Origin of the sequence: Halanaerobium praevalens DSM 2228, from assembly GCF_000165465.1 — a bacterium.
In the GTDB taxonomy this organism is placed as follows: Bacteria; Bacillota; Halanaerobiia; order Halanaerobiales; family Halanaerobiaceae; genus Halanaerobium; species Halanaerobium praevalens.
The window spans coordinates 749,010-762,801 of sequence record NC_017455.1 but is presented as its reverse complement, the minus strand read 5'-3'; the positions used below and the strand labels follow the sequence as shown (position 1 = coordinate 762,801).

General features: G+C 30.5%; 14 protein-coding genes, 1 tRNA gene and 1 other RNA gene. All 16 read right to left on the bottom strand.

Going from position 1 to position 13,792, the window contains the following annotated elements:
* Positions 1-54: 54 nt before the first annotated feature.
* Positions 55-1,719 carry an ABC1 kinase family protein gene (locus HPRAE_RS03490; protein WP_014552871.1) on the bottom strand — a complete coding sequence of 555 codons (1,665 nt, stop codon included), beginning with the start codon at positions 1,717-1,719 and terminating at the stop codon, positions 55-57.
* Between the two features lie 76 nt (positions 1,720-1,795).
* The gene (gene secF, locus HPRAE_RS03485; protein ID WP_014552870.1) at positions 1,796-2,656 is read right to left on the bottom strand and encodes a protein translocase subunit SecF; all 861 of its coding nucleotides are present in this window, start codon (positions 2,654-2,656) and stop codon (positions 1,796-1,798) included.
* Positions 2,657-2,660: 4 nt separating this feature from the next.
* A complete protein-coding gene (secD, locus tag HPRAE_RS03480; protein WP_014552869.1) occupies positions 2,661-3,869 on the bottom strand; it encodes a protein translocase subunit SecD in 1,209 nt (402 codons plus the stop codon).
* A gap of 29 nt (positions 3,870-3,898) precedes the next feature.
* Complete coding sequence (gene lepB / locus HPRAE_RS03475) at positions 3,899-4,444, bottom strand: signal peptidase I (RefSeq protein WP_014552868.1); 546 nt, start codon at positions 4,442-4,444, stop codon at positions 3,899-3,901.
* Positions 4,445-4,472: 28 nt separating this feature from the next.
* Positions 4,473-4,784, bottom strand: a complete 312-nt coding sequence (gene yajC, locus HPRAE_RS03470) for a preprotein translocase subunit YajC (RefSeq protein ID WP_014552867.1) — start codon at positions 4,782-4,784, stop codon at positions 4,473-4,475.
* Positions 4,785-4,889: 105 nt separating this feature from the next.
* Positions 4,890-6,002: a tRNA guanosine(34) transglycosylase Tgt gene (gene tgt / locus HPRAE_RS03465; protein WP_014552866.1), complete on the bottom strand. Its 1,113-nt coding sequence runs from the start codon at positions 6,000-6,002 to the stop codon at positions 4,890-4,892.
* 1 nt (position 6,003) lies between these two features.
* Positions 6,004-7,047, bottom strand: coding sequence for a tRNA preQ1(34) S-adenosylmethionine ribosyltransferase-isomerase QueA (gene queA / locus HPRAE_RS03460; RefSeq protein ID WP_014552865.1), 1,044 nt, complete (start codon positions 7,045-7,047; stop codon positions 6,004-6,006).
* Positions 7,048-7,090: 43 nt separating this feature from the next.
* Complete coding sequence (ruvB, locus tag HPRAE_RS03455; RefSeq protein WP_014552864.1) at positions 7,091-8,098, bottom strand: Holliday junction branch migration DNA helicase RuvB; 1,008 nt, start codon at positions 8,096-8,098, stop codon at positions 7,091-7,093.
* Positions 8,099-8,100: 2 nt separating this feature from the next.
* Positions 8,101-8,697 carry a Holliday junction branch migration protein RuvA gene (gene ruvA, locus HPRAE_RS03450; RefSeq protein WP_014552863.1) on the bottom strand — a complete coding sequence of 199 codons (597 nt, stop codon included), beginning with the start codon at positions 8,695-8,697 and terminating at the stop codon, positions 8,101-8,103.
* Positions 8,694-9,191, bottom strand: coding sequence for a crossover junction endodeoxyribonuclease RuvC (gene ruvC / locus HPRAE_RS03445; protein WP_014552862.1), 498 nt, complete (start codon positions 9,189-9,191; stop codon positions 8,694-8,696). The genes ruvA and ruvC overlap by 4 nt, the downstream gene beginning before the upstream one ends.
* Before the next feature lie 154 nt (positions 9,192-9,345).
* Positions 9,346-10,110, bottom strand: coding sequence for a YebC/PmpR family DNA-binding transcriptional regulator (locus HPRAE_RS03440; RefSeq protein ID WP_014552861.1), 765 nt, complete (start codon positions 10,108-10,110; stop codon positions 9,346-9,348).
* A 64-nt stretch (positions 10,111-10,174) separates the two neighbouring features.
* The gene (locus tag HPRAE_RS03435) at positions 10,175-10,525 is read right to left on the bottom strand and encodes a helix-turn-helix domain-containing protein (protein ID WP_014552860.1); all 351 of its coding nucleotides are present in this window, start codon (positions 10,523-10,525) and stop codon (positions 10,175-10,177) included.
* Between the two features lie 242 nt (positions 10,526-10,767).
* Positions 10,768-11,105, bottom strand: an RNA gene (gene rnpB / locus HPRAE_RS10975) — RNase P RNA component class A.
* 75 nt (positions 11,106-11,180) lie between these two features.
* Positions 11,181-12,296, bottom strand: a complete 1,116-nt coding sequence (locus HPRAE_RS03430) for a Nif3-like dinuclear metal center hexameric protein (RefSeq protein WP_014552859.1) — start codon at positions 12,294-12,296, stop codon at positions 11,181-11,183.
* Positions 12,297-12,466: 170 nt separating this feature from the next.
* A tRNA-Ile gene (locus HPRAE_RS03425) sits at positions 12,467-12,543 on the bottom strand.
* Positions 12,544-12,696: 153 nt separating this feature from the next.
* Positions 12,697-13,791, bottom strand: a complete 1,095-nt coding sequence (gene rpoD, locus HPRAE_RS03420) for an RNA polymerase sigma factor RpoD (protein WP_014552858.1) — start codon at positions 13,789-13,791, stop codon at positions 12,697-12,699.
* Position 13,792: the final 1 nt, after the last annotated feature.

The window sequence follows — 13,792 nt, the reverse complement described above, 5'->3', positions numbered from 1 at the left end:
CCTCAGGTCCAGTCTATTCTGAATAGACTCTAATAATATTAATAATTTCGCGAGCTAATATTTTCCAGAACGGAAAATAGAAATAACAAGCAGTAAGCCTAAAATACCAGCAAAAGAGAAACCAATAAAACCTAAAAGAGGTATATTAAAGACCCTTGGCTCCATATCAGTCTGAATTAATAAAGTTGAACCAATAATTAAAGAAGCAATAATCATACTCATTGAAATTCGATTAGAAATAATATCTAATCTAGAAATCAAATTTTCTAAATTAGTATGTCTAAAATTAACAGTGAAATCATCTTTTACAAGTTTATCTAAAAAAGATTTAAGCTGCATATTTAGCTCATGTTTTTTACGGCCAAATTTCCAAACTTCTGAGCCTAAACGTGAAACTATTTTATTAACCTGCATTCTATCTTTTAGAATTTCGGAAATAAACTCTTTTCCAACTTCTATTACATTAAAATTTGGATCAAGATCCTGTCCTACTCCTTCACTTACAGCAATAGCTCTAAAAAGTAAAAAGAATTCTTGAGGCATTCTAATTTGATGTTCATAAATAAAATATTGTAAATCTTCAAAGACAGCTTTAATCTTAAGGTTAGCTAAATCACTTCCATAGTATCTATCTAATATTTTTTCTAAATCAAGTTGAAATCGACGGCGATTAAAGTTATCTGGTTTATTACCTAAAATTAAAATAACATCCATTAAAACATTTATTTTTTTATTAATTAAAGCATAAAAAAGCAAAGCCATTAAATCCCGATCCATCTCTGTAATTCGACCGACCATTCCAAAATCAACATAAGTAATTGTTTTTTGATCTGTTATAAAGATATTACCAGGATGAGGATCAGCATGAAAAAAACCATTAATTAAAACTTGCTGCATTAACGATTTAGCTCCTAATTCAGCAATAAATTTATTATGAGGATGATTTGGACTAATCTTTCTTAATTTGATTCCTTTAATCTCTTCCATAATTAAAATATTAGCAGTAGAAAGTTCAGAATACACTTCAGGTGCTGTAATATATTGGTTATTGGCAAAATCGTTTCTAAACCTAATAATATTAGCCATTTCACTTTTAAAATTCAATTCTTCTTTAATAGTCCTTCTAAATTCTTTAATTATTTCTACTGGTCTAATAATAGAATTAAATACATTTCTTTCTTCTGCTTGCTGAGCTAAGTTTTCCATAATTTCTAAATCAACACTTATTTTTTTGTCAATTTTCGGTCTTTTTATTTTCATAATTGCTTTTTGACTATTTTTTAAAGTTACCTTATGAGTTTGGGCAATAGAAGCTGCTCCAACTGCTTCAGCTTTTATGTCTATAATTTCAGTTTTAAATTTAGATCCTAACTCTTTTTTTAAAAAGTCTTCAATATCTTCAAATTTTTCTGCTGGAACTTTATCTTGTAATTTTCTCATTTCAGTAATAAATACAGGCGGAAAAATATCAGCTCTAGTACTTAAAAGTTGACCTAATTTAATATAAGCAGGTCCTAAATCTTGTAAAACTTCTCTGATTCTAACTGCCAAAATTTTGCTGCTGGGTCTTTCGTCAGTATTTATTCTTTTTTTAAAAGGAAGATACTTATTTAAATCTAAATTAGAAATAATAAAACCAAGACCATTTTTAACAAGAATCTGTGCAATTTCGCTATAGCGCTGAAAGTGGCGATAATGTTTAGGCAAATTCATATCCATTTTATCACAGCCTTTTTTAAAGATAGAAACCCCTCCAAAGATAGGAGGGGTTATAGTTTGAGTGATTTTCTAATTATTATTTACTGATTTTTTCTTCCCACGTAACTAATAATGGACTAGCTACAAAGATTGAAGAATAAGTACCAGCAAACATTCCAATAAAGAGTGCTAACATAAATGTTTGAATTGAAGCTCCACCAAAGAAGTAAATAGCTAAAATAGTAATTAAAGTAGTTATTGAAGTATTAATTGACCTTGGTAAAGTATCAACAACAGCAGTATTAGCCTGCTCAATAAATGGAGCTTTATGCATTAGTTTCATATTTTCTCTAATTCTATCAAAAATAACTATAGTATCATTAATAGAGTAACCAACTATGGTTAATAAAGCAGCTACAAAAGCTGTATTAACTTCTCTTCCTAACATAGCAAAAATACCAATAGTTATTAAAATATCATGCATTAAAGTAATTATAGAAACTGCAGCAAATCTAAACTCAAATCTAAAACTAATATAAGCTACTATAGCAATAGAGGCTACAATCATCGCTAATAAAGCATTAATTCTCAGCTCTCTACCAATAGTAGGTCCTACCATCTCAGTTCTCAGCATTTCTGCTGATTCAAATTCAGAATGAATTGCATCATCAATAGCTATTATTTCTTCTGATTCTAAAGAACTAGCTCGAATAATAATTCCATTTTCACCTGATCCTTCAGAATGCTGAAGCTTACTATCAGCAGCTATATCAATACTTTGTAATACATCTCTCACAGCTTCAGTACCAATATCTTCTTTAAAACTAAATTCCATTAAAGTACCACCATTAAAATCAATACCTAAATTCAAGCCATTGATTAATAAAAATCCTAATCCAATGACAATTATAGTTAATGACAAAATGTACCATATTTTTCTTTTACCTAAAATATCCACTTTATTACCCCTTTCTGACCCCGAAAGATTTATTTTCACGTAATAATTTACTGCCAGCAAAAATATCAATCACATTTCTAGTAACAAAAAAAGCAGTAAACATACTGACAATAATACCTATACCTAGAGTAACAGCAAAACCTCTAACTGTACCACTAGTAAAATAGGCCAGAATAAGAGCAGTCATAACTGTAGTTACATTAGCATCAACAATTGTTGTATAGGCTCTTTTAAAACCTGCATCAATTGCTGCTCTAAGTGTTTTACCTGATTTAAGTTCATCTTTTATTCTTTCAAAAATAATAATATTTGCATCAACTGCCATACCAATAGATAAGATTAAACCAGCTATTCCTGGTAAAGTTAAAGTTGCTTGTAAGCCAGACATAGTTCCCATTAAAAGCAAACCATAAATTGCTAAAATAACAGCTGCTAAAACACCAGGGAATCTATAATAAATAACCATATAAATAGCAACTAATAAAAGTCCAATTAAACCAGCTTTAATACTTTTTTGAATTGAAATAGCCCCTAAAGTAGGACCAACAGTTCTAGTCTCAATAACCTCAACAGGAACTGGAAGTGCACCTTCTCGAATTAAAATGGCATCTTCTTCTGCTGCTTCAATACTATTATAGCCTGTTATTTGACCCTTTTTTTCAATTACTGCTTGCACTGTTGGGTTAGTTAAAATCTCATGATCAAGCTTTATGGCAATTCTTTTCCCCATATAATTTCTAGTAATATCTGCAAACTTAGCAGAACCATCATTAGTTAAGGTAAAAGCAATTACTGGTCTTCCATACTGATCATGATCAGCTCGAGCATCTTTAACAGCTTCTCCTGTCATTAAAACTTCTCCAGCAGAGTTTTGAAATGTTAGCATTGCAGTTCTACCAATTGTATTGATAGCCTCATTTGGACTATCTACTGCTGGTAACTCAACTATTATCCGATCAGAACCCTCTCTCTGAATTAAAGGTTCACTTAACCCTAATTGGTTAACTCTTCTTTCAATAACACTTTTAATCCCCGTCATGACTGTATCATCAATTTCTCTATCTTCAGTCGGTTGGGCTTGTAAAACTATATGTGCCCCACCTTGTAAATCAAGACCTAAATTAATACCATGCTGTAAATATAAAAAAGCAGCAAAAGCAATAATAGCTAAAATAATAATTAATTTAATTCTTCTTTTTCTTTTATATCTCATTAAATAAATGTCCTCCTAACAATAAACAATTAATTTTCAAACGATAAATTGTAATTTTGATGATCTATAATTCTCATTTCAGTTAAAGGCCAATAAACCCAAAAAGCCTTACCAGAAATAGAGTCATAGTCAACAAAACCTACAATACTTTTAAAGCGACTGTCAGCACTATGATTTCTATTATCTCCTAAAACAAAAACTCTTTCTTTTGGAACCTCATAAGGACCAAAATCTCCAACCATTTTTTCTGGTAAATAATTTTCTTCTAAAGCTTCCCCATTAACATAAACTACTCCATTTTTAATATAGACAGTATCACCAGGGGTACCGATTACTCTCTTTATGTATTTTTTACTAGGAGCTCCCTTCGGAGAAAAAACAACTATATCTCCTCTTTCTGGAGGATGAAATCTATAAATAAACTTATTTACAAATAACCGTTCTCCATCATGAAGGGTATTTACCATTGACTTGCCATCTACCACAAATGATTGAGCAATAAATGTAATTATAAAAAAAGCTAAAATTCCTGCTATTACTAAAGACTGTAAAAATTCTTTAACTGCACTTTTCACATTATTCCCCTCAGTTCTTATCTAAAAATTATTCTTCTTCTTTATTTTTTTCTTCTTTTTTCTCTTTCTTTTTTGAAGAATTTTTCTCTTCCATTTTGGAAATAGCATTTTTAACAAAATCAATATCAACATTAGATGAAACTCTTATTCTAACGTTGTTATCCTTAATTTTGATTATCTTTCCTTTAATTCCACCAATAGTAACAACTTTATCACCAATTGTTAATTCATCTAACATTTTTTGGTGTTCTTTTTTCTGTTTTTGTTGAGGTCTAATTAAAAAGAACCAAAAAATACCGAAAATTAAAATCCATGGCAAAATAGCGTATAAATATTCCATTAATTATCATCTCCTAATTTAATTTTTTTCTCTCATAACTATTTCAACAATAATTATCAGATTCCTGCTCAAAGGCAAATATTATTTAGTATAAATCAAAATAATTTATTTTAATTTATATTTATTATAAAATTCTTCTCTAAAATTAATAAAATTATCATTACTAATAGCATCTCTAATTTCAGCTGCAAAATTAAGCAAGAAATATAAGTTATGATAACTTGTTAATCTTACACCTAATATTTCATTTCTTTTAAGCAAATGTCTAATATAAGCTCTACTATAGTTTTGACAAACATGACAATCACACTCAGCATCAAGTGGATTAAAATCTTCTTTATAAGTTGCATTTCTAACTGTTTTTCGGCCTGTATGAGTAAATACTTGTCCATGTCTGGCAATTCTAGTTGGCATCACACAATCAAACATGTCTACTCCATGATAAATACCTTCAATTAAATCTTCTGGAGTACCTACTCCCATCAAATAACGAGGCTTGTTTTTATCCATTAAAGGAGTAGTATAATCAAGCATTTTATACATCTCTTCTTTGGGTTCTCCTACACTTAAACCTCCAATAGAATAACCAGGAAAATCTAATTTAGTAGTTTCTTCTACACTTTGTTTCCTCAATTCAGGATAAACACCACCCTGAATAATCCCAAATAAAGCTTGTCCCTTGGCATTTTCCATTTCTTTTTTACATCTTTCAGCCCAACGCAGAGTTCTATTTAAAGAATTTTCTACATAATCTCTAGTTGCTGGATAAGGTGGACATTCATCAAAAGCCATCACTATATCTGAACCTAGATTTTTTTGAATTTGCATTGATTTTTCTGGAGAAATAAATTGCTTAGAACCATCAAGATGAGACCGAAAATAAACTCCTTCTTCTTCTATTTCTCGTAAATCAGCTAAAGAAAAAACCTGAAATCCTCCACTATCAGTTAAAATTGGACGATCCCAATTCATAAATTGATGTAAACCACCAGCTTTAGCAATTAACTCATCTCCTGGTCTTAAAAATAAATGATAAGTATTACCAAGAATAATTTGGGCTTTAATTTCTTTAAGTTCTCTACTTGACATTGCTTTAACAGTAGCCTGAGTACCAACTGGCATAAAAATGGGAGTTTCAATTTTACCATGATCAGTAGTTATTTCGCCTAACCTTGCTTTAGAATTCTTATTTTCTTTAATTAATTTAAAGTCAAACAAACTAATCTTCCTTTCTATTTAAAATCAACATTGCATCACCAAGACTAAAAAATCGATACTCTTTTTCAACAGCTTTTTGATAAGCAGACAAAACTAATTCTTTTCCTGCTAAAGCTGAAACTAACATTAATAAAGTAGATTTAGGTAAGTGAAAATTGGTAATTAAAGAATCAATAACTTTAAACTCATAGCCTGGATAAATAAATATATCTGTCCAGCCTTGATATTCACTAAGCTCACCATTTGCAGCTGCTGATTCAAGTGTCCTAGTAACTGTTGTTCCAACTGCCACCACTTTATTTCCTTGGGTTTTAACTTTTTTTATTTTCGCTGCTGTTTCAGCAGAAATCTCTGCATATTCTTCATGCATTTCATGCTCTTCAATATTTTCACTTTTAACTGGTCTAAAAGTTCCTAAACCAACATGCAAAGTAATATAATCTAAAATTATTCCATATTCTTCCAATTCTTTTAAAAGAGAATCAGTAAAATGCAAACCTGCTGTAGGTGCTGCAGCTGAACCTCTTTTTTTGCTATAAACAGTTTGATAACGCTCAGGATCATCTAATTTTTCATTGATATAAGGTGGGAGAGGCATTTCTCCTAGTTGATTTAAAACCTCTTCAAAATTATATTTTTTATGATCCCAACTAAATTCTACTATTCTACCACCAAAATCAGTGTATTCTACAACCTCAGCCTCTAAAATATCCTGAAATTTAATTTTAACTCCTTTTTTAGCTCTTCTACCTGGGCGAACTAAGACTTCCCAGCGTCCTTCACTAAGTTCATTTAATAATAGAAGCTCAATTTCAGTTCCAGTGGGAATTTTAGCTCCATATAATCTGGCTGGTATAACTCTACTATTATTCATAATGATCATATCACCAGGATCTAAATATTCTTTTAAATTTTTAAATATATTTTCTTCAATTATTTGCTGTTCTGGATTTAAAACCATTAATCTTGATTCATCACGCTTAGATAATGGTTTTTGGGCGATCAATTCTTCTGGCAGCTGATAATTAAATTCTTCTACTTTCATGCAAAAATAACCTCCAAAATTTTTACTTAATTAAATACTTTAGTTATTCAATATCTTGTTTAATATTTAAATGTTGATAAGCTTTAGCAGTAGCAACCCGGCCTCTAGGTGTTCTTTCTAAAAATCCAAGCTGTAAAAGATAAGGCTCATAAACATCTTCTATTGTTTCAGTTTCTTCGCTAATTGCAGCAGCCAAGGTATTCAAACCAACTGGGCCACCTCTAAACTTTAAAATTATTGTTTCTAATAATTTATGATCAATCCGATCTAAACCTAATTCATCTATTTCTAATAATTTTAAAGCAGAGTCAACAACTTCTCTATTAATTATACCATCTGCTTTAACTTCTGCAAAATCTCTAACTCTTTTTAAAAGTCGATTAGCAATTCTTGGTGTACCACGAGAACGCCTTGCAATCTCTAGAGCTCCATGTGGAACAATTTCTATTTTCAAGATAGCAGCAGAACGAGTAACAATTTTTTGTAATTCTTTTTGATTATAAAATTCTAATCTATTAATAACTCCAAATCTGTCTCTCAGAGGAGAACTCAATCTTCCAGCTTTAGTGGTTGCTCCTACAAGAGTAAATGGCGCTAAATCTAACCTAACTGAGCGAGCACTTGGACCCTTACCAATTATTATATCAAGACAATAGTCTTCCATTGCTGGATATAATACTTCTTCTACAATTTTATTTAAGCGGTGAATTTCATCTATAAAAAGCACATCACTTGGCTGTAAATTAGTTAAAATAGAAGCTAAATCCCCTGGACGCTCAATTGCTGGCCCAGAAGTTTGATGAATATTAACATTAAGCTCATTTGCAATTATATTAGCAAGAGTTGTTTTACCTAAACCAGGAGGACCATATAACATAACATGATCTAAAGCTTCTTCTCTATCTTTAGCAGCCTGAATAAATATTTTTAATTTTTCTTTAGATTTACTCTGACCAACATATTCATTTAAATTTAAAGGTCTTAAACCTTTATCTAAAGAATTATCATCCTTTTTTTGCTTGGGTGAAACAACTCTTCTTTCATTTTCCATTATTACCTCTCCTTACCCAGCTGGCTAAGAGTTAATTTTATTTTTTCTGATACATTAGTTTCACTTTCAAATTCAATTTCCCTCAACGCCTTATTTATTTCTGATATTTTATAACCTAATACAGTTAAGGCATCTACAATATCTTGTCTATCTTCTTCAGTTACTACTGGCTCTGAATCATTATTATTTTGTAAATAGGCAAAGTCTTCTAATTTACTTTGCAGCTCAAGTATTAATCTTTGAGCAGTTTTAGGACCAATACCTGATATTTCTTTTAAAGTTACTTCATTTTTTTGTAAAATAGCTGAAATAAATCTAGCAGCAGGCATTGTATTTAAAATATTTAGCCCAGCACTTGGACCTATACCATTAACAGTAATCAAAATTTCAAATAACTGTTTATAACTTTTTTCAGGAAAAGCAAATAATTTCAAAACATCCTCGCGGACATAAGTATATGTAAAAACTTCTAATTTTTGACCTAAACGAGGTTGTTTAGTAAAGCCAGCTAATTCAAGCTCATACCCTATACCATTAATTCCCAAAATAACTTTATTAAACTCAGCCTCAATTACTTCACCTTCTAAATAACCTATCATAATCTTTCCTCCCAACCAGAATGAGAACTATAAACATGACCATGGCAAATTGAAACTGCAAGGGCATCAGCTGCATCATCAGGTCTTGGTAATTCAGATAAATTTAACAGAGATTTAACCATCTGCTGAACCTGCATTTTATCAGCCCGACCATAACCAACTACAGCTTGTTTAATCTGTAATGGTGTATATTCTGCAACTTTTAAACCAGCTTGTGAACCAGCTAATAAAATAACACCTCTAGCTTGACCAACTGCAATGGCTGTCTTAACATTTTTATTGAAAAAAAGTTCTTCTACCGCCATTTCTTTTGGCTTAAATTCTTTAACTAATTCTTCTATATTTCTATGAATTATTTCTAATCTTTTTATATTCTCAGTATCAGCAGAGGTTTTGATAACCCCATACTCTAAAACATCAAAATGATTAGTTTCTTTATCTACTAAAGCATAACCAATTGTAGCTAAGCCAGGATCAATACCCAAAATTCTCAAATTTTACACCTCTCTCAAACTAATGTTTGATATAATTATATCATATTAAAATAGTTTATTAAACAAAAAAATAAAGACACTGTAAACCAGTGCCCTTATTAAAATCTAAAACTATTTTATAACAAAATTATTAAAAATAGATTAATTTTAAAAACTAATTTTCTTCTGCTTCAATTTCTGTTATTAACTCTTCAGAAATTTCAAAATTAGAATAAATATCTTGAATATCATCATGATCTTCTAATTGTTCCATTAGTCTTAACATTTTTTTAGCATCACTCTTGTCTAAACTAACTGTATTATCAGGAATCATAGCTAAATCAGCAGATTTAAACTCATATCCAGATTCTTCTAAATTTTCTCTAGCTGATTCGTAATTACTTGGATCAGTATAAACAACCGCTTCATCTTCTCCATAATCTAAGTCTTCAGCACCTGCTTCTAAAGCTTCTAATAATAATTCTTCTTCTCCAACTTCAAATTCATTTAAATCAATTATTAGTTCACCTTTACGCTGAAACATCCAAGAAACACAACCGTTAGAACCAAGATTACCACCGTTTTTATCTAGAATATGTCTGACTTCAGAAGCTGTTCTATTTCTATTATCAGTCATAATATCAAGGTAAAGAGCAACTCCAGCTGGACCATAACCTTCGTAAACAAAAGATTCATAAGTCATACCTTCTAAGTTACCTGTACCTCTTTTGATTGCTCTTTCAATATTATCATTAGGCATATTATTATCTTTAGCCTTCTGAATAGCCATCCTAAGATCAGCATTCATCTCTGGATCACCGCCACCTTCTCTGGCAGCAACAGCTATTTTACGACTCAGTTTAGAAAATAATTTACCTCTTCTTTTATCCTCTTTTTTCTTTTTATGCTTTATATTAGCCCACTTTGAATGTCCGGCCATATAATAAAACCTCCTTAAATCAAATTAAGTTTTTCAAATCAGTTTGCAGTTTATTGTACCATAATTATAAGTCTTTTTCAATATTCTGTACTTCTAAAAATTGTGTTAGACTTTTTAAAATTTTATATATCATTTCTAATTCTTTTTCATTTCTATTTAACAACAAGTCAGTTATATTTGAAATTTGAATATTTACTTCAGAACTCAAATCATAGTTTATTAATAATTTGTCTATTCCAATTTCTAGAGCATCTGCAATATTAATTAAAGATTTTAAAGAAGGCTCCTTTTCTCCCCTTTCTACCTGACCAATATATGTATAATGTAAATCAGCCTTTTCTCCCAGTGTCTCTTGAGTTAAATCATTAAGCTTTCTGTATTCTTTAATTTTTTTACCAATAATCTTTTTTTGCATATTAATCACCTCTTATATATATCTTAAGCAGAATAGCATTTATTTTAAAGAGAATATGAGTATTATTTTAAATTATTTAAGTATTATTAAAGCATTTAAGTCTTTTTTTAAGTAAATTAAATATTTATAGTCTAGCTCAACCTCACAATCTAAATCAAATATTTCGGTTGTATTTTAAATAAAAAAAACTACAGTTATTTATTATAGTCTGAAAATTCAAACTATAATAAATAATAAAACAAAAAATAAGTTAGTCTATAAGCCGAGTTCTGTCTTAAATAATCATCTGTCTAGGGGAACAGTTGCCTGAACCCTCAAGCGTCCTTACCCGGAGAAGAGCGGATCACTCCTATAATCTCCCTATTTGGACTTACTCCAGATGGGGTTTACCTGGCATTTCAGTTACCTGAAACCCGGTAAGCTCTTACCTTACCTTTTCACCCTTACCTTAATTAAATAAGGCGGTATATTTCTGTGGCACTAGCCTGGGAGTCACCTCCACCGGGCGTTACCCGGCATCCTATCCTGTGGAGCTCGGACTTTCCTCATCTGTCACCGATGCGATTATTCGACTAACTTATTTTTCCATACAAATTATAACACCAGTTTTCTTTTATGTCAAGCAAATTTCATCACTTAAAATTAAGCTAAACTATTATTTATATTCCCAAGGTCTAGTTTTAATTTCAGATTTAATAAATTGTACTTTATTTTTAAGCTTGAGAGAGGCCTCTGCACTTAATCTTTCTTTTAATAATTCCCGCACAAATTTTTCACTTCCATAGTGGCCAAAATCAACTAAATTAATGCCTAATTCTTCTGCAGTTTGAGCCTCATGATATTTTAGATCCCCAGTTAAATATAAATCTGCTCCTTGATAATAAGCAGTTTTAATAAAATCTGCTCCACTTCCACTACAAATAGCAATCTTCTTAACTTTATCTCTCATTTGGACTACTTTTACTACATCTAACTCATAAACATTTTTTATTTTATTTAAAAGTAAATCAAATTCAATTTCTGTTTTCAAATCTGCTATTCTTCCAATTCCATTTTTAGTTTCTAAATTATCCATTTGATATAAATCCCAGGCAGGTTCTTGATAAGGATGTACTTTAAGTAATTTTTGTATAACATTTTTAAGATCTTCCGGAGCGACAATTGTCTCAAATCTATATTCTTCAACCTGGTTTAATTTATTTTTTTGGCCTATATAAGGCTCAGAATCTGCTAAAGGCATAAAATTACCTTTTCCAGGATGATAAAAACCCGTATGACTATAATCCTTATATTTGCCAGCACCTTGCTCATAAAGAGCATTTTTAACCTCTTCTAAATTAGTTTGAGGAATATAAGTTACCAGCTTTTTGTAATTTTTACTACTGGTCACTTCTAAAATCTCAATATTTTCTACATCTAACTTGTTAATTAAATAATCATTTAAACCATTTTGAACAATATCCAAATTTGTATGAGCTGAAAATAAACTAATTCCATTTTTAATCAATTTAAAAATTAATTTTCCACTTTGATTTTGGGTGTTTACAGACTTGATTCCCTTAAAAATAAAGGGATGATGAGTAATTATCAATTGGCAATTTTTGTCTAAAGCTTCTTCTAGAACAGCTTGATTAAAATCCAGAGCTATTAATACATTCTCTAATTCCTGCTGTGGATCACCAACTTGAAGTCCAACATTATCCCAATTTTCAGCTAAATCTGAAGGGGCGATTTTGCTCATTAATTGTATAACTTCTGCTACTTTAACCATCTATTTACCTCCTTAATTTAAATATATTATATCAAATATTCATATTTAACCAAAATTTCTTTTAGCTTATTTCTTTTCACTAATCTAATAAATAATTTATTTAATAAATTAAATTGTATTTTAAATAAAAAAATCCCTGCTCTAATTAAAGAACAGGGTATTAATATTCTTGGTGGGCCCACCAGGATTCGAACCTGGGACCAACCGGTTATGAGCCGGTTGCTCTGACCAGCTGAGCTATGGGCCCGTTACAAAAAACAATTATAGTATTTGTGACGACAAAAATAATTATATGATAAAAAGACTTTAAGGTCAAGAGTTATTTTGGTTTTTAAAAAGCAAATAAATATGATAATATTGCAATATCTCATAAATGCTTCTGCTTACACTAATATACTATTTAATTTAAATAATCTTTTATTTTTTTACTCCGACTAGGATGTCTAAGTTTTCTTAAAGCTTTAGCTTCTATTTGCCTAATTCTTTCTCTAGTAACCCCAAACTCTTTTCCAACTTCTTCTAAAGTTCTAGGCCTTCCATCTTCTATTCCAAATCTAAGTTCTAATACTCTTTTTTCTCTATCAGTTAGAGTATCTAAAACATCATTTAATTGCTCTTTAAGCAAGATATAAGATGCAGCTGAAGCAGGTGCAGGTGAATCGACATCCTCAATAAAATCACCCAAATGACTGTCTTCTTCTTCTCCAATTGGAGTTTCTAGAGATACCGGATCTTGTGAAATTTTCATAATTTCTCTTACTTTTTCAGCAGAAATATCCATTTCTGCTCCAATTTCTTCATCTTTAGGCTCTCTTCCTTTTTCTTGTAAAAGTTGACGTGAAACTCTGATTAGTTTATTGATAGTTTCTACCATATGGACAGGTACCCTAATAGTTCTAGCCTGATCTGCTATAGAACGAGTAATTGCTTGCCTAATCCACCATGTAGCATAAGTACTAAACTTATATCCTTTTGTATAATCAAATTTATCAACTGCCTTCATTAGTCCCATATTGCCTTCTTGAATTAAATCAAGAAAAAGCATTCCGCGACCAACATATTTTTTAGCAATACTAACTACTAATCTTAAGTTAGCCTGTACTAATTGTTGTTTAGCCCACTCTTCTCCTTGTTCCATTCTTTTAGCAAGTTCTACCTCTTCTTCAGCAGTTAATAGATCTACTTTACCAATTTCTTTTAAATACATTCTAACAGGGTCATCTATACTAGCGCTTTTAGGAATACTTAAATCAAGACCGCTATTTTGATCATCCTCATCATCATCTTCTTCAGAATCTTCTAATTTAGAATTTACAACCTCTATATTCATTTCACTAAAGATTTCATAAATTTTTTCTATATCTTCAGAATCTAAATCAATATCTTCCAAAGCATCCATGATATCTTCATAAGTAAGTTCTCCCTCTTTTTTACCACGACTTACAAGTTTTTTCACTTCACTAATTTTAGCAGGACTTATATTTCTTTTAGCCACT